Origin of the sequence: Psychrobacter arcticus 273-4 (assembly GCF_000012305.1) — a bacterium.
GTDB classification, from domain to species: Bacteria; Pseudomonadota; Gammaproteobacteria; order Pseudomonadales; family Moraxellaceae; genus Psychrobacter; species Psychrobacter arcticus.
Genome location: NC_007204.1, coordinates 70,796 through 92,460, shown reverse-complemented (window position 1 = coordinate 92,460; position 21,665 = coordinate 70,796). Strand labels below are relative to the sequence as shown.

The following is a 21,665-nucleotide window of genomic DNA, read 5'->3' as shown; positions in this document are numbered from 1 at the left end:
TCATCCTTTTTTATTTTACTGTTTAGCGTTATTTATTCCATTATTGGTTTTTTACTCTAAGGCAATGCCAATTCTGCACTCAAAGGCAGATGATCAGACAGGGTTGACCACGGTTTACCCGTATGTACCCAAGCGTCTTTTATTCTCAGATTACGTACATAGATACGATCTAAGCTTAGCACAGGTAACTTCGCTGGAAATGTTGGCAGCAGCTTGCCATGACAATGTTTAAAAGCTTCGGTCATGCCCAAATTCGATGCCAGCTTATCACAAGACATTTTTTTCCAATCATTAAAATCTCCTGCCAAAATCAATGGCTGATCAGGTGCAATCTCATCTCGGACATAGTTAACAATCGCTTCATATTGCTTGATACGATCGCGCTCAAATAGGTTTAAATGGGCACATAAAACCACCACTGGCACATTCCAACCTACCGGCTGCACTTCACAGTGTAAAACCCCGCGCTGCTCAAGCTTATTAACCGTAATATTGACGTTATGCTTGGGATCAAGCGGAAATCGGCTCAATACGGCATTGCCATGATGACCGTTTTCGTATTCTGAATTTTTGCCATAACTGTTTTCTAGTTGCAAATATTCACCAAACCATTCGTGCTGAGACTGGTCAGGGTATTCATTATACTGAATATTGCGCTTGAGGTTTTGCCCTTGTACTTCTTGTAGGCAGAGTATGTCGGAACCAATAATATCAAGCGCTTGGGCAATACCCTGAACTTTGACTTGGCGATTCATCGGCGACATGCCTTTATGAATGTTATAGCTTGTGAGTAGAAAAGAGGTGGTATTAGTCATAATAGTATTAGTCATAAACTCAGTATTTATAGAGTAGGTATTGAATATGGCCGGCTTAAAATAAAAAATAATCGTTTGAAATATAATCGAGGCACTATAAAACCATACATATAAAAAGAGCATTGGCTCATATTGAACCAATGCTCTCATACTATACCCATGTGCTATCAATGACCAATGGCTAATTCGTTACTGAGCCTAAGCCATCTATTAATAGCGGGTGACAAGAGCAATCGGTTGGTCTTCACTCATAATATCTTGTGGCATAAATACCGCTTTGCCGCCATTATGAATGACATGCTCAATGATTTCACCAATGGCATCATCAGTGATACCTTCTGCGCCTGAATCATCAGCAAGACTTAGCGTTTGCGCTTTTTCATCAATTTTAGCCGGTTGAATATAACCACGGCGGACATACAAAGTATCGCCTACGCCCTGAAAAGCACTACGATAGACTTCTTGCAAATCAGTCTGTAGTCTATTTGCCCCGCGCGCTTTATCAATCTCACCCAGTGCCGCTTGGTGTAGCGAGGTACGATAACCTTCTACTGCTTCTTGTACACTGTTGATAATATGCTGCGCACTACCCTCTTCTAGATTGGTGGCATTTGATACCGTAGCGATGATATTATCCGGACGGTCACAAACATCTTTATAGTAGCCAATATTTTTGGTATCGCCAACGACAACGAGTGGCATTTTATGCTCGCCCCACAGTTCTTGAACACTCTTATCTACTTGGTTAAAGAACTCTTTTAACGCGCTGCTGTCATTATTTGCTGAGCGATCTGATCCACCATCGCTTGTCGTATGAAGTCCATTATTGTCGATAGGGAATGGAATATTTTCCATATTGTTTTGGGCAGTATCGTCTAGATCGAATTCTCGTATCACGCGATCATTAGAGACTTCAATTAAACGCGCCTTATCACGAGTCAATACCAAAGTATAATAATGCACAGCACTTGCCATGTCACGCACCAAATCACGGGTCGCAAAGCGATGTGAGATGACCACGCGCTCAGTGGTATCAATGGGCATACGAATCACTTGTACGTCGTCAGTACTGGCAAAGATAGCTAACGTATCTAGATTAAGATTATGATTATGCTCTTTAGTCTTAGCATGGATATTGTCTAAGATAGTGGTCGCTGTACGCTTGTCATACTCATTGGTTAGACGTTCTTCGACGACTTTTAATTGGTTTTTTAGGGCAATAGGGTCTTTGTCATTGGCAGGGTGTTCGCGGTGCGTTTTGACAAAAATACTGACTGCTGGATTCGCCTTTGTCTCGCGTAAGCTTTTGAGGGTTGCTTTCATAAATACTGCTCCTTGTTTTATGACCATGAATTTCCAGTACTACTTTTGGTATGCCTTGCCTGTTAGTTATTCTATATTTTTGCTATATGGCGACGGCATACTCGTAATAACATCAGTTATTCTATAACCCTATCAACTTGACCTCATAATCTATAGGGTTAATTTGCAAGCAAATGATGACGCTTTGTAAATGGTATCAAAGTCTGCCACAACAACCTTAATAAATGTAAGTTGGTTAACAGTGCGATAAAGCTTAAGTTCTCAGCTTGTATTTTCACCAATAAAGACCCATCATTTACATACTATAGTCGGTGAAAAGTAATATCGATACAACACGTACTACTGGTGCAAATTTTTCTTGCTTGCTGTGCCTACGCAGACAGAGGCTGCAAAAAATTTACACCAGTAATACGGTAGCGACAGTAAAGTATTTCAACTATACAATAGTGATTATCGAATACACCATAACTATTATCCTCACATCGAGGTACTTGATTTTGACACATTTTTATACTGATCAAATTTATTAAGAATGCGAGCAATAACGCTATTCGACGGTTTAAATAATTACGCCAAATTAAAGCAGTTTACTCATAACACTCATTATTTATAGCGAACCCCTTTATGACTTCTATTTCTTCAGAGTTACATCTTGTCGATTTTGCAGATCCTGCGCCAAGTACCTTACAACAGCAAGTTATTAGCGCCATTGACGCGGCTAATGCATTTTTAGATGAATTAACGGTGATGACAGAGACCAAGGAAGCGTCTACCCCGATAGACGCTGAGCAAGCGCTAACCGATATAAAAGACTTTGACCATATCAACCTAGCACTGGATCGCAGCTGGGGAATTTTGTCGCATCTTAATAGCGTGATGAGTAACGATGAGATTCGTCATGTCCATCATGAGCTGCTACCAAAGCTGTCTGCCTATGGTACGCGAGTTGGGCAGCATCAGCCGCTATTTAGCCGTTATCAAGCGATTATCAATGATAAAGCATTCTTTGCAACGCTTGAGCCTGCTAGAGCACGAGCTATTGAGCTTGCGCTACGCAGCTTTGAGTTATCAGGGGTCGCACTACCTAAAACAGAACAAGACAAATTTGCTACCATTCAAAGCCAGCTGTCTACGTTGTCAGCCACTTTTTCAGACCATGTCTTAGATGCTACTCAAGCTTATGTTTTACCGCTTAAACAAGAGCAGTTGACAGGCTTGACCGACAGTGGCTTGGCATTAGTAGCTGATGCAGGTGAGCAGTACAAAACAAACCAGCTTGCAAATGGTTCGCTCACGCAAACAGAGGTTGATGCATTGCCAAGCCCGTATTATGTGGCAAGCTTAAATATGCCTGTATATCTTGCCATCATGACCCATGCCGATGATCGCCATCTACGCGAGACGTTATATCGCGCCTATGTCACCCGCGCCTCTGAGTTTGATGAGCATACCAATGCCAAAGGAGAATCGCTCAATAACGCCGATATCATGAGTCAGATTTTGCAGTTACGTGAGCAAAAAGCCAAATTACTGGGTTTTAATAACTATGCAGAAGTATCGCTATCCACCAAAATGGCAGATAGCGTGGCGGAAGTGGAAACCTTTTTGCGTGATTTAGCTGTGCAAGCAACGCCAACTGCTGAGCAAGATTTGGCACAATTGCAAAAGTACGCGCAAGATTACGGTATTAAAGATTTACAGCCGTGGGACAGTGCTTATATCGCCGAAAAGGTAAAACAAAGTGAGTTTAGCTTATCACAAGAAGAAATTCGCTCGTACTTCCCATTACCAAGAGTGATTAGCGGGTTATTCGCTATCGTTGAGCGTTTATACGGTATCAAAGTACAAGAGCAAAGTAATGACAGCGCAAATAATAGTACAGACAAATCATTAGCATCACGTTGGCACGATGATGTCCGTTTTTATCAATTATTCGATGCTGATGACAATTTGCTTGGTGGTTTCTACTTTGATTTATTTGCCCGTAGTGGTAAACGCGGCGGTGCTTGGATGAGTGGCTTTCAGTCGCGTTATAGTTATAATAAGCAAGATCATCAGCAGCTACCAGTGTGCTTTATGGTGGGCAACTTTACCCCAGCACTCGATGGTAAGCCAAGCTTATTGACTCATGATGAAGTTGTCACCTTATTCCATGAGTTCGGTCACGGTTTACATCATCTGTTGACTCAAGTAACCATTGGTGATGTTGCTGGCGTCAATGGCGTAGAATGGGACGCCGTCGAGCTGCCAAGCCAGTTTATGGAAAACTGGGCATGGGATGCGGAAGGTATTGCTCTTATTAGCAGTCATGTCGAAACGAGCGCGCCCTTGCCTAAAGATAAGCTTGATGCGCTATTGGCAGTCAAAAACTTCCAAAGTGGACTACAAACGCTCCGTCAAATCGAATTTGCCTTGTTTGACTTGTTGATTCATGCGCAGACACCAGTGCTTGATTATAAAGGTATCTTGACTACCCTTAACAGCGTACGTGATGATATTGCCATTGTGCAGACGCCTGATTACAACCGCTTTGCCAATGGCTTTAGTCACATCTTTGCCGGTGGTTATGCCGCTGGTTATTACTCATATAAATGGGCAGAGCTGTTATCTGCCGATGCCTTTAGTAAGTTTGAAGAAGAAGGTGTTTTTAACCCTATCACAGGTAAAGCCTTCCGTGAGACCATCTTGTCCGTTGGTGGTAGTTTTCCAGCTAAGGTGAATTTTGAGAACTTCCGTGGTCGCAGTGCCAGTATTGAGGCTCTGTTACGTCATAGCGGTTTTGCTGATACTAACAACCAGACTAAAAACAGTACGGCTGCCAATGCCCAAACAACTCGTAAGGTGATATAAATGCGCTATCAATCAACGCGCCCAAAGCGGCAGTTTTTAGCAGGCGTTCGCTGTCCGAAATGTCAGATCATGGATTCGGTAGTACAAATAAATATCGTCACCCCTGCACCTGATGAATATATTGAATGTACGCTGTGCGGACATACCGAACATCGTCCTGATCCTGATGCTATCAGTGCAAAGAACCATCTTGAAGACCAACTCACTCGTGATGCTATGATCACCGGAACCAGTGGCACGGTCAAATTTAAATAAAACCACTTAAATTTTGACCATCAAACAGTCATACCTCATAGTTACTGTAAATAGTACGGTATGCACTCACCTATCTAGCAATAGATAGGCATTTTATTTTGAGTTTGCTATAGTATGGCAACTGATATTGTTAACCTAAATTGACTGTGATATGAAAAGCAAGAAAATGCGTCTTTTATTTAATAAAGTTTCGAAACAATCTACCCATTCTGCTAAGCCACGTCAAAAATGGTGGTTTGGTATTCTATTGATTGTGCTATTGATCGGCTATTTGGTTTGGAAAGGCACGGTGCCCCAAACCAATACCACTGATGCCGAACAATTACCTACGACTACCGAAGAAACACCAGCTAGCCAAACCGATGCCTTACTATTAGATAGTGCCGCAAGTGACTTAGACACTGGTAGCCTAGAAACTGGTAGCTTAGAAAATAGTGCTTTAGACAATAGCTACTTGGAAACCAATGATACTACGTTAGCTCAGAATAAAGCTGACCTAACTACGACAAGTGCTAACATCCCTGACCCTAAAGCTATCTTAAAAGCGCCATTGCCAAAAACGAACAGCTTAGCCAAAGAAGAAATTGATCGCTTAGAAGATGAACGTAAGCGCTTAGCCGGACAAGAAAAGCTCGCTGCTGAACAGATTGCCATGACCAAACAGTTGACTGAACTTAAGGCTCAAGAAATCGCACTACTTGAGCAACAAATTGCCCAATTAGAGGCTGATACTGCGGCTAAAACCAACGCTAACTAACGTATGCTTTTATAAAGAGGTTGATGATGGCATCTTTGCCATTCACTCATACCTCTATAGTCGGTGAAAAGTAATATCGATACAACAGGTACTGCTGGTGCAAATTTTTCTTGCTTGCTGTGCCTACGCAGACAGAGGCTGCAAAAAATTTACACCAGCAATACGGTAGCGACTTTAAAGTATTTCAACTATATTCTAAATAGCAGTGCTCAGCTGCTAATAGTGCCTGTTAATAGCGCTGCTCTCCTTTTAGATCCTATTCTTACTCGAGCGAAAACCCTATATCCTGATAATTACCAACGTTACTATCGTGCTTGCCGTGATGGTATAGTTGAAATACTTTAAAGTCAGTTATTCTTTACGCCCATAAAAAAACCGCCTTAGGCACTTATAATGATAATAAGCCACCCAAAGCGGTTTTCTAAATGTTAACGCTATCAAATATCAAGCATTAGCTTTGCTCAATACCTTTCATAGTCAACTTGATACGACCACGATTATCAACGTCTTGTACCAGTACTTTCACGATTTGACCTTCTTTTAGATAGTCAGAAACGTTTTCTACGCGCTCATCAGCGATTTGTGAGATATGGACGAGGCCATCAGTATTTGGTAATACGTTAACAAAAGCACCGAAGTCGACGATACGAGCGACCGTACCTTCATAGGTTTTACCCACTTCAACTTCTGCCGTGATTGCTTCGATTTTAGCAATCGCTGCTTTAGTTGCCGCTTTGTTTTCACCAAAGATACGAATAGTACCCGCATCATCGATATCAATAACCGCACCAGTTTCTTCAGTTAGCTGACGAATCGTCGCGCCACCTTTACCGATAACGTCACGGATTTTGTCTGGATTGATCTCAATTACTGCATAATTAGGCGCATGAGCATTGATTTCAGTACGGCTCTCAGGCAATACTTTGTTCATCGCGTCTAGGATATGAATACGACCAGCATGGGCTTGTTTTAACGCTTGCTCCATGATATCTGGTGTAATACCTTCAATTTTAATATCCATCTGCAGGGCAGTAATACCATCTTTAGAACCAGCAACTTTAAAATCCATATCGCCAAGATGATCTTCATCACCTAAGATGTCAGACAATACCGCGAAACGCTCGCCTTCTTTGACCAGACCCATGGCGATACCAGCAACTGGTGCTTTAATTGGTACACCAGCGTCCATCAATGCCAAGCTCGCGCCGCAAACAGAAGCCATTGATGATGAACCGTTTGATTCAGTGATCTCAGATACCACACGGATGACATACGGGAAGCGGTCGCTATCAGGCAGCATCGCTTGTACACCACGGCGTGCTAGACGACCATGACCAATTTCGCGACGTTTAGGAATACCTTCACGACCCGTTTCGCCTACTGAGAAATGCGGAAAGTTGTAATGCAACATGAAATGGTCACGAATCGTACCCGCTAGCGAGTCAATCATATTGACGTCACGAGTATTACCAAGGGTAGTCGTTACCAAGGCTTGGGTTTCACCACGTGTAAACAGTGCTGAACCATGAGTAAATGGTAGTACACCAACCTGTACATCAAGAGCACGAACGGTCTCTAAATCACGACCATCAATACGTGGCTTACCAGACAAAATATTGTCACGAACGGTACGATATTTTAGATCGTTATAAATCTCTTTTAACTCAGATACTGTATCACTATAGCTTTCTGATTCAGCATCGCCAGCAAGGGCTACAATAGCGGCGTCTTTAATTTCGTTAAGCTTGCTGTAGCGAGCTTGCTTATCAGTAATCGTATAAGCATCAGATACTTGCGCACCAAACTGCTCTTTCATACCAGTCTCTAACGCTTGATCACGTACAGGAGCGGTATATTGCTGCTTAGCAGTACCAATTTCTGCTGCCATTGAGGCAATGTTATCGATAACGATTTGCTGCTGCTGATGACCGTATAATACTGCGCCTAGCATTTGATCTTCTGATAACTCTGCAGCTTCAGATTCAACCATCAATACGGCAGACTTTGTACCAGCCACGACCAAATCAAGATCACTTTCTTTAAGCTCTTCAAGAGTAGGGTTCAGTACGTACTCACCATTGATAAAACCAACACGGGCGGCAGCAACAGGACCATTGAATGGGGCATCAGAGATAGCTAGCGCCGCTGAAGCACCGATTAATGCTGCGATATCTGCTGATTGAGTTTTATCAGATGATACAACCGTCGCTGTGATTTGAATCTCGTTTACATAGCCTTCAGGGAATAGCGGACGGATTGGGCGGTCAATCAGACGCGACGTTAAGGTTTCAGACTCGCTTGCACGACCTTCACGCTTGCCATAAGCACCTGGAATTTTACCTGCAGCGTACATTTTTTCTTGGTAGTTGACAGTCAATGGAAAGAAGTTTTGACCTTCTTTGGCATCAGACTTTACAACCGCTGCTACCAACACAGTAACGCCGCCCATGTGTACTAAAATAGAGTTTGCTTGGCGAGCAATACGCCCTGTTTCGATGACAACTTGCTGGTTGCCGTATTGAAATTCACGCTTAATGGTATTAAACATTGTCATATAATTTTCCTAATATTGACTGACGAAATAATATCAGCACAAAAAATACTGATATCTGTCATTAAAATTCTTGGTATATAGCTTCTAACAGACTGTCTTTACACTTATAAATCTTGTCTATCGAAACTATTATTATCAAATATTTATCTTATGCAACTGGCTTATCTAGCTCGCTTAGCCCTGCATATTGGTTGATGCTAAAATTCGGTTTGCTATAACTATCATTTAAATTTTTATAGCATCAAAACTGCTCCATCTATGGAGCCTTTTAAATACTGTAGTTATGCATGTTTATCTATTTATATATCTATCATAAACAATGCAAAAAAATTACTAAGGCATTATTTTACAGTGATTTATGGTCATTGACCAATCAAATGCCGCACTGTCTGTTTCTTAATAATACTTACTAATCAGTCAATTATGAGCTTATATTTATGTACTTTAGCTCACACCATACCGATAAGCATAAAAAAACGGCGTGAAACTATTCCACACCGTTTTTAGAAAAATCTATTTTATCGATATCAACAAGCAAGTTCCAAATGGCTCCGCAAAAAATCTAAAATACTGCCTGATTAAGGCATATTTCGTTTTAGCAACCATTCGTACTACTGTCGCCAAATTAACGACGTAGACCTAACTGGCTAATAAGGGTGGTATAGCGACCAAGATCTTTACTTTTTAGGTAATCAAGCAGTTTGCGACGGGTGTTAACCATACGGATAAGACCACGGCGGCTGTGATGATCCGCTTTATGTGCTTTAAAATGGTTTTGTAGATCGTTGATGCGAGCACTTAACAAGGCTACTTGAACTTCTGGTGAACCTGTGTCACTTTCGCCACGTTGGTATTGAGCGATGATTTGTTCGCGATCGGCATTAGTTAGCATAAATATCTCCGGCAATGCTAAGAGCGCCTTGATGGTCTTAAAATTTAAGCATCAAGGAGCAATAGAATAGTCAATAAAATAGCCTGTACGTCATTCAGGACAACCCTGCATTACTAGAGTTGACCTAGTGTACGACAAGCTCAATGAGTCATAACTGTTATTTAAAACCGTTTAGAATAATCTAAACCGTATTTAAATATGACGCCAATTATAACAAAAAACTGCTGAGCTAACAGCAGTTTTTTGTTATGACTTTATGAATACATGGTTATTGATGAGTAAATAGTTATTACCTATCAACAAATAAACATGAAACTATAGCAGCTAACCTTATATTCTAAAACTTATTATGTTTTTGGACATCATCTTCACTAGCCGTACCGCCCAGCTCATCTTCAGCTAACGGCGCAGTGGTAGCTTCTGCTACACTGTCAGGAGAATTGTCAGCACTAGGATTGATATCTTCTACAAGTTGATTAATCTCTTGTTCTTGCTCATCCATATCTTTTACTGAATTGCTCATATTAATTCCTATTTATAGTTGAAATACTTTAAAGTCGCTACCGTATTGCTGGTGTAAATTTTTTGCAGCCTCTGTCTGCGTAGGCACAGCAAGCAAGAAAAATTTGCACCAGTAGTACGTGTTGTATCGATATTACTTTTCACCGACTATATATTTAACTTTCTTATTATGCTTTTCATCCGTGTCATGCTTTCCCTAGCTGACTTAATCAAGATACAAAAAAAGCAGGTTTCACTATAGGTGAAACCTGCAATAAAATGTGACGATATGTGATTTGTGTGAATTCTTAGTAAGTTTTACAGCTGTTGAGTTATAAAAATGCCTAAATCCACCTACTCAAATTATAACTGAATCAATTTTTTAGGTTGCAATCGACCATTTAAGCTCACTGCCCCTAGACCGATAAACGTTCCATGCTCATCGATAAGACGAATATCTACCGGTATCTCATGTAGCAATTGCTGCGCGTTATCATCGTTATCATCGTTATCATCGTTATCATCGTTATCATCGTTATCATCGTTATCATCGTTATCATCGTTATCATCTTCAACATTTTGATTAACAGCAGCGTTTTTATTGCTAGTAGATAAGTGCTGTTCGATAGCTGATGTAATATAACTTTGCAAATCATTAGTCAACTGATCGATAACATTCAAACGTTGACCCATTTGCACACGCTCACACTGCTCTGATGATAATGTAAGCTCAGCATTAATATCGATGCAGGCATCTACTGGCAATAGATATGTCTGACGTTGTTCTAATGCCAACGCCTCTAAATTTGCAAGCGTAATTGTCTCATCGATTTTAAAATCACCCACTTGTAAACGGCTCAGTGCCGTCAAATGCCCAAGTGTACCTATGGCTTTGGCAATATCTTCTGCCAACACACGCACATAAGTGCCTTTTGAACAGGTGACTGTCAATTGTATTTGCTGCTCATCGATTGCTTTCAACTCAATGGCTTTGAGGATAATATCTCTTGGAGGGCGGTCTACTTCAATACCAGCACGAGCATATTCATAGAGTTTTTTGCCATCTTTTTTTAAGGCAGAATACATCGGTGGAATTTGCTGCTGGGCACCTAGAAACTGCTGGGCAATTTTGTCTAACATTGTATCATCAAACGCTGAAATCGTTGCCTCAGCAGTGACTTGTCCATCAGCATCACCGGTATCAGTTTGACTACCAAGTAAAATAGTCGCTTGATAAGATTTATCCGCATCAAGCTGATAGTGACTGAACTTAGTCGCTTCACCCAAACAGATAGGCAACAACCCCGTTGCCATCGGATCAAGTGTTCCGGTATGACCTGCTTTTTTGCTGTCATGGTTAGGCGATTTGAATAAATATTTTACCTTTGACACCACTTGCTGTGAAGTCATACCTTGAGGCTTATCGACTAAAATAACACCCGAAATTTTAATCTTGTCAGGGTGATTACTAGACTTTTTATCCGCTTGCGTAGATGCGATAGACATAATGACTTTTACCCTTCTACTCTTCGTTTTCTTGCTCGTCAGACTCATTTTCTTCAGTCTTAATAACCGCTTTACTGATTAAATCCATCATATAATTACCACGGGCGGTAACTTCATCATAATGAAAGCGCAAACGCGGTGTTGTGCGAGTTTTTAAGCTATGACTCAGCTCAGTACGCAAGAATCCTGCCGCTTTATTCAGCACTTTGATGCTTTCTTCGTGATTTGACATGGTCATGGCATCATTGAGCTCAGGCTCCATAATGGTCACATATACATCGGCATAGCCTAGGTCTGGGCTGACTTTAACGCTAGATATAGTGACAAAACCTGTCAGACGTGGATCATTGACCGCGTCACGGATAAGGACAGCAAGCTCACGCTGAATCTGGTCAGCTAAACGTTGTAAACGTTGGTTCATGTTATTACCTTGTTTTTAATATGACTTATTTTTATTGATCAATATAATCATTTATTAATAAATTTAACGACTAATATTTGTTAAAAAAGGCCTAGCAGGATGTACCTGTTAGGCCTAAGTACAGCTGAATATTTATAAGATAGCTAACCCATCATGCCATACTCAGTTAATAAAGCGGATTGCATGATGTACCATCCTAATTTTACCAGTGACTTTAGATAGTACGTGCGAACTCTTGGATTTCAAAGACTTCGATTTTATCACCAGCTTCTACATCATAACCGCGAACGGCTAGACCACATTCCATACCGGTACGTACTTCATTAACGTCTTCTTTGTAGCGACGTAATGATTGCAATTGACCGGTAAAGATAACTTGGTCATTACGTAATACACGGATAGGTTTGTTGCGATAAATCGTACCTTCAACCACCATACAACCGGCAGCTGCACCAAACTTACTAGAGCGGAATACTTCACGAACGTCTGCAACACCCAAGATTTTCTCACGATGTTCTGGCGCAAGCATACCACTCATGGCCGCTTTCACATCATCAATTAAGCCATAAATAACACTGTAATAGCGAATATCCATGTTGGCTGTGTCCGATTTACGGCGTGCGGTGGCATCTGCACGAACGTTAAAGCCTAACAATACCGCTTCACTAGATTCTGCTAGCGTCACATCTGACTCAGAGATAGGACCAACGCCTGAGCTAATCACTCTGACTTTAACTTCATCAGTTGATAACTCATTCAGTGCTGACAGTAACGCTTCAAGCGAGCCGCGAACATCGGTTTTTAGAACGATATTTAAGTATGAAACATTGCCTTGTTCCATTTGATCAAACATGCTCTCTAGACGCATCGCGTTTTGACGCTCAAGCTGACGCTCGCGCTCACGGTTGGTTCTAAAGTCTGCAACTTCACGGGCTTTTTTCTCATCGGTTAAGACTAAGAATTCACTACCAGCTGCTGGCGTTTCAGGTAACCCTAAAATCTCTACAGGGATAGATGGTCCAGCTGACTGAATACGTTGACCATGCTCATCGGTCATTGCACGGACTTTACCGTAATGTTCACCGGCTAAAACTAAATCACCTTGTTTCAATGTACCTTTTTTGACAAGGACACTAACGACAGGACCACGACCTTTTTCCAGTCTTGACTCAATAACCACACCTTGAGCAGGACCATCTAATGGTGCTTCTAATTCCATTAACTCAGCTTGCAAGCTAATAAGCTCTAGCAGCTCATCAATACCATCACCTGTTTTGGCTGAGATACGAGCCATTGGGGTATCACCGCCCCATTCTTCTGATACCACTTCTTTTGCAGTCAATTCGTTAAGAACACGATCAGGATCAGCACTTGGCTTATCCATTTTGTTGATTGCAACAATCAGCGGCGTACCAGCAGCGCGGGCATGATCAATCGCTTCTTCAGTTTGTGGCATCATGCCGTCATCAGCAGCGACGACCAGTACAACGATATCCGTCGCTTGAGCACCACGTGAACGCATTGCACTAAAGGCGGCGTGACCTGGGGTATCAAGGAAAGTAATGACACCACGTGCTGTTTTCACATGATAAGCACCGATATGCTGAGTAATACCACCCGCTTCACCCGTAGCCACTTTCGTTTCACGGATTTTATCTAATAATGACGTCTTACCATGGTCAACGTGACCCATAATAGTAACAACTGGTGGACGCGTTTGTACGTTACTGCTGCGCTCATCAGCCGCATCTTGTAGATCGTCTTCAACCTTAGTATCACTCACAGGTACTGGATTGTGACCCATCTCTTCTACGATTAGACTAGCAGTTGCTTGATCAATCGTATCTGATTCACGAGCAATTTCGCCCATTTTCATGAGTAACTTAGTCACTTCACGAGCTTTCACTGCCATACGCTGGGCAAGATCAGAAACCGTGATTTGCTCACTAATTTCTACATCATAAACGATTTTTTCTACAGGTTTTTCAAACTTATGCTGTGCTGACTGACTTGAACGCAAACCATTTTTACGGTTTTTAATTTCGCGCTCGTCTTGATTCTTACGTCGACCACGACCACGGGCAGTAGTGCTACTTGTGCCACGCTTGATTTCACGACGTTCTTTCTCAAACGATTCTTCTAATGCGTCACCGACTAAACCTTCTGCCAATGGCTCATCTTTACGAACTTCAGTCGCTGGCTGATCCGTATATTGACCGGCCATTTTACGCATTTGCTCAAGCGTGCGCTTTTGCGCTTCTTCAGCTTGGGTACGGCGTGTTTCTGTTTCGATCTCGCGTAAACGAGCTTCTTCTTTTTCACGCACTTCGCGAGCTTTACGCTCAACTGCCGTCTCAACTTTTGGTTTCGTCGCAGCAACTTTCTTCTTAGGTTGTTCTTTTGGTTTGACCTCAATAGTAGTCTTACCGCCTTTTTTCACAACCACTGACGTTGAGATATCATCGTTCTTATCGTCTGATTTTTTGCTAGAGCCGAGGCTTGCACGCATCGCGGCTAAGGTAGCTGCTTGACGTTCTTCAGATTTTTTCTTAGTAGCAGCACGGTCTTCAGCATCTTTAGCAGCACGCGCTTGCGACTCAATCATCGCTTGCTCACGTGCAGCCAATTCTTCAGCCATCTTTTCTGGATCAGGCTTTTCAAATACTTTCTTTTTACGCACTTCAACATTGACGCTCTTAGATTTTCCCGAAGAGCCAGTCACACGCGCGGTGCTAGTCGTCTTAGACTTCAGACTAATACGACGCTTTTCTTCCTGACCATGACTTTGCTTTAAATACGTCACCAACTTCTCCTGCTCAAGCTCGGTGACTAGGTCACCCTCTGCGCGCGCAGGCAGTCCAGCATCTACCAGTTGCTGTTGTACAGCACTTGCGGTTTTGCTTACCATATCTGCCAGTTCTTTGACGGTCTTATCTGCCATTTATTATCACCTACTGTCTATTATTTGCTATATGTTCAATTCAGTTGTTGGCTACAAATGATTGGGGTAAGGCTGGTATTTATGTTGCAATCATACCAGCACTTTATTATCGATAGCATATCACCAAAAGACAGCGATATGCAGTTACCGCTTATTCATTGAACCAAGATTCCCGAGCTTTCATGATGAGTTTTCCTGCGGTTTCGGTATCTAAATCTTCGATATCTTCTAAATCAAAGACGGCTTGTTCTGCCAAGTCATCAACGGTAATGATGTCTTTTTGAGCCATTTTATAAGCCCAACTGACCGTCATTCCTTCAAGATCTTGTAGTTCTTGACTTGGCTCTTTCATGTTCTGTTGTTTGACCAATTCGTCTGCGATGACCACTTCTTTTGCACGCTCTTGGATCATATCAATCGCGTCATCATCTAATCCCTCGATATCGTAGAAGGTTTCGACTGGTACATAAGCCACTTCTTCAATACTGGTAAAACCAATATCGACAAGCGCTTGTGCTAAGTCTTTATCCACTTCTAGACGTTCATAGAATAGTTCAATAAAAGCTTTAGATTCGTTTGCTTGACGCTGCTGATACTCTTCTTCTAGCATCATATTCAGCTTATAGCCGGTCAGCTCAGAGGCTAAGCGTACGTTTTGACCTTGTGAGCCAATTGCACGCGCCAATTGATCGTTGGTGCTAAAGATAATATCAGCCGACTGCGTATCTTCATCTAAGATGATACTGCTTACGTCTGCGGGCTCCAAAGAGCTGATGATAAATTGGGCAGGATCATCTGACCAAACCACCACATCAATACGCTCGCCATCAAGCTCTTGCTGTACCGCTTGGATACGTGTACCACGCATACCGATACAAGCACCAACCGGATCGATACGATGATCGTTGGTCTTAACCGCTATTTTAGCACGAGTACCCGGCAAGCGAGCGACATTACGAATTTCGATGATTTGTTCTGCAATCTCAGGCACTTCTTTTTGCATCAATGCCGAGAGCATTTCAGGATGCGTACGTGACAATAATAACTGTGCGCCGCGGTTTTCACGGTTCACATGATACAAAATAGCATTGATACGCGATTTTGCACGCAGCTGCTCACGTGGCAACATCTGATCACGTGACAAATAACCTTCAGCGTTGTCACCTAAATCAATAATGTAACCATCACGGGTTTGTTTTTTGACTTCGCCGTACATCATCTCGCCAACACGTGGCTCAAAAGCATCTGCTACTAAATTACGCTCAGCTTCACGAATCTTTTGGATGATAACTTGTTTGGCTTGAGTGGCAGCAATACGACCGAATTCAATCGACTCAATTTGCTCTTCTTTGACATCACCAATTGACCATTCGTCTTGATCAAGGTCAGTAATCGCAAGCTGACAAGCAGGCATTTCATGGTCTTCATCTGCAACCACTGTCCAATAACGATAAGTATCATAATCGCCCGTTGCACGGTCGATTGAGACCCGCACTTCTACTTCTGGCTGATCGGTATATACTTTTTTCTTAGTCGAGACTACCAAGGCATCTTCAATTGCTTCAAAGATATCTTCAGGATTTAAGCCCTTCTCGTTACTGACAGTTTCTACTACCGTTAAGATTTCACGACTCATGCTATACCTGTCCTATCATTTTTTAATTGACTTAAATTTTATAATTTTTGACTTACTCTATATTTTCACCATCAGCCATCTAAGCCATCAGACTAGCTGTATTTATCATAAAACGGTCTAATAGCGAATAGATTAAGCATCTTCATAAATTAAATTGGCTTTATCAATATTACTTAATGCAATCTCGAACTGCTCGCCATCAGTGGCAGTCAGCTTCAAAGAGGTGCCATCGATACTATTTAAAGTACCGGTTGCTTTACGGCGTTTTTTATCACCTTCACCAATCGCTTGTATCAAGCGTAAACTCACGGTCTGACCAACATAAGCATGCATCTGCTCATCTGAGAAGAAAGCACGGTCAAAACCAGGTGAAGACACTTCTAAAATAAACTCACCAGCAATCGGATCATGAACCTCAAGAATACCGCTCACTTGGTGGTTCACTGCTGCACAGTTTTCAATCGTTACTTGCTTATTTTGGGCTTGCTCTTCTGGCAATGCCTCAATATAGATGCGTAACAAAGAGCGATTGCCTTGTGGTGCAAACTCGATACCCCATAGTGCCACATCGCAAGCAGCGACGGCAGGGGCAATGATATTGGTTAATTCTGTAACTTTGGTCGAAAGCTTCATAATCTGTTTATATTTTCCTATTCACTTATCTATCTTACTTAATAAATCCTGCTGAAGTTTTTCTTCATCATGACTTAATAAGAACCTATCATTATTTAAACCACAGTGATTGTCTTATGCTTAAAGTATAAACACAAATGATATCTACTGGGTGTTTATATCAGGGTAAGCCTGACAAATATCAAGCTCAGCCGCGCCATGCTTTTATTACTTATAAAGCAGTACTATCGATAAAAGAGTGAGGAATAAAAGATAGTGTGCTTAAGTATCATCACACCATGAATGGCGACTGATGACAAGCTTCTATAAATGGTATCGCACTCTATAGACATAGAGCTTAGCATAAGTAGGATAGATATCGCGATTACACAGACCGTTAGATACAAAAAAACCCACAAGCATAATGGTGGGCTGATTGTTACTGACAAATTTAGTGTGCAAAACATCAGTATAAAAAGTGGTAGCGGGGGCTGGATTTGAACCAACGACCTTCGGGTTATGAGCCCGACGAGCTACCAGACTGCTCCACCCCGCATCAATCTTGAATGCGTATTATAGGGAGGTTTTATATAAGTGTCAATCTTTATTTAAAAATAAATTAAATTAAAAATTTTACCTATTTATGAACGACTCACTTAATACGATACAACTTTAAAACTTGGTGCGATTGGGGGGACTTGAACCCCCACAGCTTGCGCCACCACCCCCTCAAGATGGCGTGTCTACCATTCCACCACAATCGCATTACTCTAACTGCTTTATCTATATTCTCAATACCCGTTATAGTTGACGCGTAAGGTAGGCATCAAGGGTCTAAGACTTGTCAAAACAGAAAAAGCATTGTAAATGTAACGCTTTCAAATAGCAAGGGTTGCCTACTTAAAAAACGTGACCTAAAACCCGCTACTGAGGATTTTGTGTTAAAGGGCGCGGCGTTTGTGGTGCTGAAACCGGCGCATCTAGACGAAACTGATCTTCCGCTTGCTTACGAGCATGAACCGCAAGGGACATACTGGTGATGAAAAAGATGGCGGTCAATACGGCCGTCGCACGTGTTAAGAAGTTAGCCGTTCCCGCTGCACCAAATACCGTACCTGAGGAGCCAGCACCAAAAGAAGCCCCTGCGTCTGCCCCTTTACCATGCTGTATCAAAATCAAGCCAATCATGGCAATCGCCACAATAATATGCAGGGTTAATATAAACGTAAACATGGTGGCCTCTTTTGCCGCGTAATGACGACTGATAACGAAAAATAAATCGTGTGGTTTAATAGTGATAAAGATGAATGGCAAATGATGCCAAACTGATGATATAAATAAGGCGCATTGTACACGATTGCAAGGGCACTGTTAAACCCACTTTTGCCAACTGATAAAGACATTTTGTGAATAAGAAATAAAATAAAGACTCACACCTTTATTCTATCTAGCAATGATCTATTACATACTGCCTTTACTAAAAGCGGTGACAATCGCCAAAAAGCTCTCTGCCTTTAGTGAAGCGCCGCCAACCAAAGCACCATGAATCATAGGATCAGCAGCAAAGCTATCTGCATTATCAGCATTGACACTACCGCCATACAAAACAGTCATGTTAGATAACGAATCGGCAAAACCTGCCAGTGTTTGCTTGATATATTGATGAGTGGCACTCACCTCTGACACTGTTGGTACTTTACCAGTACCAATCGCCCATACCGGCTCGTAAGCAATAATGAGACGAGTCGATAATGAATCAATAACTTCTGGCTGCTCAGCAATGAGCTTTTTGACCACTGCTAACTGACTATCGATGACTGGCAGCGTTTGCTTGGCATCATATTGTGCTTGGGTTTCACCGATACAAAATACTACGCCCAACTCTTGGGTCAAAGCATGGGTCATTTTTTGCAATAAAGTATCGTTGGATTCTTGGTGGTACTGACGGCGCTCTGAGTGACCAAGGATGGTCCATGTAGCCCCAACATCAGCAATCTGCTGGGCTGAACAGTCACCGGTATAGGCGCCCACACTGGCACTATAGGCACTGACGTCTTGGGCGGCACATAGTACCGAGGTGTCTTTGAGGCGACTACTCACTGCTGCTAAATGCAAAAAACTTGGTGCCACCATTATTTGACAGCGCGTGGAGTTGTTGTGGCTAAGTTGCTTAGTTGTACTAATAGCAGTGCATAATTCATTCAGTAGCGCGTCAACGTCATGGCTCGTTGCTGGATTCTGCTTCCAATTTCCAATTACCCAAGCTTGCATTCTTCTTTACCTTGTCTTATGTATGGCTGCCAATGTGGCTAATATAGTCGGTAAAAGTAATATCGACACAACACCTACTACTGGTGCAAATTTTTCTTGCTTGCTGTGCCTACGCAGACAGAGGCTGCAAAAAATTTACACCAGCAATACGGTAGCGACTTTAAAGTATTTCCACTATATGCGCGCAAGTATAACAAATATTTCACAAGTGCTATAGTGTAGTGCGCCCCAAATCAGAACTGACCCTTTAACCGTTTTTTTAGTAAATATGGCTAAATGATTATTTTTGATTAGCCAATCGCCAATTGCCAATCGCCAATCAAGCCCTACTCTCTATAAAACCTTTGCGCTCACGTAAATCCCTATATGATTCTCTCAATATAGGATAAAGTGCAGACAATCGATTTTCTCTATATTTCAAACCCGTATTTAAAATAACTATTTTAACCATTAGCTTAACTATCAACGATACAATGGTGATAGTTAAGCATGGTGAATAGTCTGCGATTTAGGCAAATATATCGCCTACCAAATATCGAGCAAGGAGCAATCTTAATGTCTATCACAACCAGTAAATACGGTGGCTTAGCACAGCAGCTGATTAGCGAAGGTATCGTAAGCGAAGCGCATATGAAAGCGGCGCAGACTGATTCGCAGCAGCAGCAAATAGGACTGGTCTCTTATCTGGTAGAGCACAAGCTTGCCAATGCCTATCAATTGGCACAAATGCTGTCGCAAGCGTTTGGCGACCCTTTATTTGATCTCGATGCGCTCAGCTCAGAGGTTATCCCAAAAGATTTGGTCGATGAAAAAATCGTGCGTAAGTTTAATGCCTTACCAATGTTTAAGCGCGGGCAACGCTTGTTTGTGGCACTTAGTGATCCGACCCGTATCGATGCGATTGATGCGATTGCCTTCAACTCACGCTTGTCGATTGAAACAGTCGTGGTTGAAGAAGACAAGCTTAAAAGGTGTATTGAAAACCTTTACGCTGATACCATGCAAAGTTTTGATAGCTTTTCTGATAGTGATTTAAATATTGGCTTTGATGAGAGTGAAGAAGAGGACAGCGCGACCAAACTTTCTGATAGTGTCGATGAAGCACCGGTCGTCAAGTTTGTTAATAAAATGCTGGTTGATGCCATTCGTATGGGTGCATCCGACTTACATTTTGAGCCCTATGAAAAAAGCTATCGAGTGCGCTTTCGAGTTGACGGTGTGATGCAAAAGATGGCCAATCCGCCCGTGCAGCTTGCTGGAAAAATTGCCGCACGTCTAAAAGTGATGTCACAAATGGACATCTCAGAGCGCCGTGTACCACAAGATGGGCGTATGAAGCTTAAGATATCTAAAGATAAGGCCATCGACTTTCGGGTAAGCTGCCTGCCAACCTTATTTGGCGAAAAGCTTGTTTTGCGTATCTTAGACCCTTCATCAGCCATGCTCGGTATTGAAGGATTAGGCTACGAGCCTGACCAACAAGATATGTTTTTAGAAGCGTTACATAAACCGCAAGGGATGCTTCTTATCACAGGTCCTACTGGCTCTGGTAAAACCGTCTCACTTTATACTGGCATCAATATTCTGAATACTGGTTCGACCAATATCTCAACCGCCGAAGACCCTGTCGAAATTAACCTTGAAGGCATTAATCAGGTCAACGTCAACCCAAAAGTGGGATTGACCTTCTCTACTGCCCTCAAATCATTTTTACGCCAAGACCCTGATATCGTGATGGTTGGTGAAATTCGTGACCTTGAAACCGCTGAAATTGCGATTAAAGCAGCACAAACAGGGCATATGGTACTTTCAACCCTACATACCAACTCAGCGCCTGAAACATTGACGCGGTTACTCAACATGGGTGTAGCTTCCTTTAATATTGCTACTTCCGTCAACTTGGTCATTGCCCAACGGTTAGCACGGCGCTTATGTAAAAGCTGTAAAAAATCCATCAATATTCCGCGTCAAAGTTTGCTTGAGCTGGGCTTTACCGATGCTGACTTGGACAATACAGACAATATCATTTATGAGCCGGTCGGTTGTAATAAATGCCGTGAAGGCTATAAAGGGCGTGTCGGTATTTATGAGGTTATGAAAATCACTCCCGACATTTCACGTATTATTATGGAAGATGGTAACGCGATAGATATCAAAGATGCGGCACTCAAAAATGGTTTTAGAGACTTACGTCGTTCTGGTGTTTTAAAGGTGTTACAAGGCGTGACCAGTATTCAAGAAATGATGCGCGTGACGTCTGGATAGCCTAGTTGGTTGAAAAATTTGGTACAGATATTGCTTCGAGTAAAGTTCATCGCGGCCGTAAAGCTT

At 42.1% G+C, this 21,665-nt stretch carries 16 protein-coding genes and 2 tRNA genes; 4 read left to right on the top strand and 14 right to left on the bottom strand.

The window, feature by feature from the left end:
* Window positions 1-56: 56 nt before the first annotated feature.
* Both PSYC_RS00415 and PSYC_RS00410 read right to left on the bottom strand, forming a co-directional pair.
* On the bottom strand, window positions 57-815 hold the full coding sequence (locus PSYC_RS00415; RefSeq protein WP_041757822.1) for an endonuclease/exonuclease/phosphatase family protein: 759 nt from the start codon (window positions 813-815) through the stop codon (window positions 57-59).
* Window positions 816-1,025: 210 nt separating this feature from the next.
* Window positions 1,026-2,138 (bottom strand): hypothetical protein, encoded by a 1,113-nt coding sequence (locus tag PSYC_RS00410; RefSeq protein WP_011279392.1) that lies wholly within the window; start codon window positions 2,136-2,138, stop codon window positions 1,026-1,028.
* Between the two features lie 624 nt (window positions 2,139-2,762).
* Here PSYC_RS00410 and PSYC_RS00405 point away from each other — a divergent pair.
* From PSYC_RS00405 to PSYC_RS00395, 3 genes are all read left to right on the top strand, one after another.
* On the top strand, window positions 2,763-4,988 hold the full coding sequence (locus tag PSYC_RS00405) for a M3 family metallopeptidase (RefSeq protein ID WP_011279391.1): 2,226 nt from the start codon (window positions 2,763-2,765) through the stop codon (window positions 4,986-4,988).
* Entirely contained in the window at window positions 4,989-5,243 is a 255-nt protein-coding gene (locus tag PSYC_RS00400; RefSeq protein ID WP_011279390.1) for a YheV family putative metal-binding protein, read from the top strand. It begins immediately after the preceding gene.
* A 151-nt stretch (window positions 5,244-5,394) separates the two neighbouring features.
* On the top strand, window positions 5,395-6,000 hold the full coding sequence (locus PSYC_RS00395) for a hypothetical protein (protein ID WP_011279389.1): 606 nt from the start codon (window positions 5,395-5,397) through the stop codon (window positions 5,998-6,000).
* Between the two features lie 451 nt (window positions 6,001-6,451).
* On the opposite strand, the gene pnp is transcribed toward PSYC_RS00395, so the two are convergent.
* From pnp to tpiA, 12 genes are all read right to left on the bottom strand, one after another.
* A complete protein-coding gene (gene pnp / locus PSYC_RS00390; protein ID WP_011279387.1) occupies window positions 6,452-8,554 on the bottom strand; it encodes a polyribonucleotide nucleotidyltransferase in 2,103 nt (700 codons plus the stop codon).
* A 625-nt stretch (window positions 8,555-9,179) separates the two neighbouring features.
* Window positions 9,180-9,446: a 30S ribosomal protein S15 gene (rpsO, locus tag PSYC_RS00385; RefSeq protein ID WP_011279386.1), complete on the bottom strand. Its 267-nt coding sequence runs from the start codon at window positions 9,444-9,446 to the stop codon at window positions 9,180-9,182.
* 337 nt (window positions 9,447-9,783) lie between these two features.
* Entirely contained in the window at window positions 9,784-9,969 is a 186-nt protein-coding gene (locus PSYC_RS00380) for a hypothetical protein (RefSeq protein ID WP_011279385.1), read from the bottom strand.
* Between the two features lie 341 nt (window positions 9,970-10,310).
* A complete protein-coding gene (gene truB, locus PSYC_RS00375) occupies window positions 10,311-11,453 on the bottom strand; it encodes a tRNA pseudouridine(55) synthase TruB (RefSeq protein WP_011279384.1) in 1,143 nt (380 codons plus the stop codon).
* A gap of 16 nt (window positions 11,454-11,469) precedes the next feature.
* Entirely contained in the window at window positions 11,470-11,874 is a 405-nt protein-coding gene (locus tag PSYC_RS00370) for a ribosome-binding factor A (RefSeq protein WP_011279383.1), read from the bottom strand.
* 214 nt (window positions 11,875-12,088) lie between these two features.
* Complete coding sequence (gene infB, locus PSYC_RS00365; RefSeq protein ID WP_011279382.1) at window positions 12,089-14,815, bottom strand: translation initiation factor IF-2; 2,727 nt, start codon at window positions 14,813-14,815, stop codon at window positions 12,089-12,091.
* Between the two features lie 151 nt (window positions 14,816-14,966).
* Entirely contained in the window at window positions 14,967-16,451 is a 1,485-nt protein-coding gene (gene nusA / locus PSYC_RS00360) for a transcription termination factor NusA (protein ID WP_011279381.1), read from the bottom strand.
* A gap of 132 nt (window positions 16,452-16,583) precedes the next feature.
* Window positions 16,584-17,084: a ribosome maturation factor RimP gene (gene rimP, locus PSYC_RS00355; protein WP_011279380.1), complete on the bottom strand. Its 501-nt coding sequence runs from the start codon at window positions 17,082-17,084 to the stop codon at window positions 16,584-16,586.
* 458 nt (window positions 17,085-17,542) lie between these two features.
* Window positions 17,543-17,619: transfer RNA gene (locus PSYC_RS00350), tRNA-Met, on the bottom strand.
* Between the two features lie 124 nt (window positions 17,620-17,743).
* Window positions 17,744-17,827, bottom strand: a tRNA-Leu gene (locus tag PSYC_RS00345).
* Between the two features lie 160 nt (window positions 17,828-17,987).
* Entirely contained in the window at window positions 17,988-18,296 is a 309-nt protein-coding gene (gene secG / locus PSYC_RS00340; RefSeq protein WP_011279379.1) for a preprotein translocase subunit SecG, read from the bottom strand.
* 228 nt (window positions 18,297-18,524) lie between these two features.
* Window positions 18,525-19,334 carry a triose-phosphate isomerase gene (tpiA, locus tag PSYC_RS00335; protein WP_011279378.1) on the bottom strand — a complete coding sequence of 270 codons (810 nt, stop codon included), beginning with the start codon at window positions 19,332-19,334 and terminating at the stop codon, window positions 18,525-18,527.
* Between the two features lie 555 nt (window positions 19,335-19,889).
* Between tpiA and pilB the strand changes: the two genes are divergently transcribed.
* Complete coding sequence (gene pilB, locus PSYC_RS00330; RefSeq protein WP_041757403.1) at window positions 19,890-21,599, top strand: type IV-A pilus assembly ATPase PilB; 1,710 nt, start codon at window positions 19,890-19,892, stop codon at window positions 21,597-21,599.
* The last annotated feature ends 66 nt before the right edge of the window (window positions 21,600-21,665 follow it).

Coding starts and splice junctions, on each gene's coding strand:
- pilB (WP_041757403.1), top strand. CDS start 19,890: ATGTCTATCACAACCAGTAAATACGGTGGCTTAGCACAGCAGCTGATT.
- nusA (WP_011279381.1), bottom strand. CDS start 16,451: ATGAGTCGTGAAATCTTAACGGTAGTAGAAACTGTCAGTAACGAGAAG.
- PSYC_RS00370 (WP_011279383.1), bottom strand. CDS start 11,874: ATGAACCAACGTTTACAACGTTTAGCTGACCAGATTCAGCGTGAGCTT.
- rimP (WP_011279380.1), bottom strand. CDS start 17,084: ATGAAGCTTTCGACCAAAGTTACAGAATTAACCAATATCATTGCCCCT.
- PSYC_RS00395 (WP_011279389.1), top strand. CDS start 5,395: ATGAAAAGCAAGAAAATGCGTCTTTTATTTAATAAAGTTTCGAAACAA.
- truB (WP_011279384.1), bottom strand. CDS start 11,453: ATGTCTATCGCATCTACGCAAGCGGATAAAAAGTCTAGTAATCACCCT.
- PSYC_RS00405 (WP_011279391.1), top strand. CDS start 2,763: ATGACTTCTATTTCTTCAGAGTTACATCTTGTCGATTTTGCAGATCCT.
- PSYC_RS00400 (WP_011279390.1), top strand. CDS start 4,989: ATGCGCTATCAATCAACGCGCCCAAAGCGGCAGTTTTTAGCAGGCGTT.
- secG (WP_011279379.1), bottom strand. CDS start 18,296: ATGTTTACGTTTATATTAACCCTGCATATTATTGTGGCGATTGCCATG.
- PSYC_RS00415 (WP_041757822.1), bottom strand. CDS start 815: ATGACTAATACCACCTCTTTTCTACTCACAAGCTATAACATTCATAAA.
- PSYC_RS00410 (WP_011279392.1), bottom strand. CDS start 2,138: ATGAAAGCAACCCTCAAAAGCTTACGCGAGACAAAGGCGAATCCAGCA.
- infB (WP_011279382.1), bottom strand. CDS start 14,815: ATGGCAGATAAGACCGTCAAAGAACTGGCAGATATGGTAAGCAAAACC.
- pnp (WP_011279387.1), bottom strand. CDS start 8,554: ATGACAATGTTTAATACCATTAAGCGTGAATTTCAATACGGCAACCAG.
- PSYC_RS00380 (WP_011279385.1), bottom strand. CDS start 9,969: ATGAGCAATTCAGTAAAAGATATGGATGAGCAAGAACAAGAGATTAAT.
- rpsO (WP_011279386.1), bottom strand. CDS start 9,446: ATGCTAACTAATGCCGATCGCGAACAAATCATCGCTCAATACCAACGT.
- tpiA (WP_011279378.1), bottom strand. CDS start 19,334: ATGCAAGCTTGGGTAATTGGAAATTGGAAGCAGAATCCAGCAACGAGC.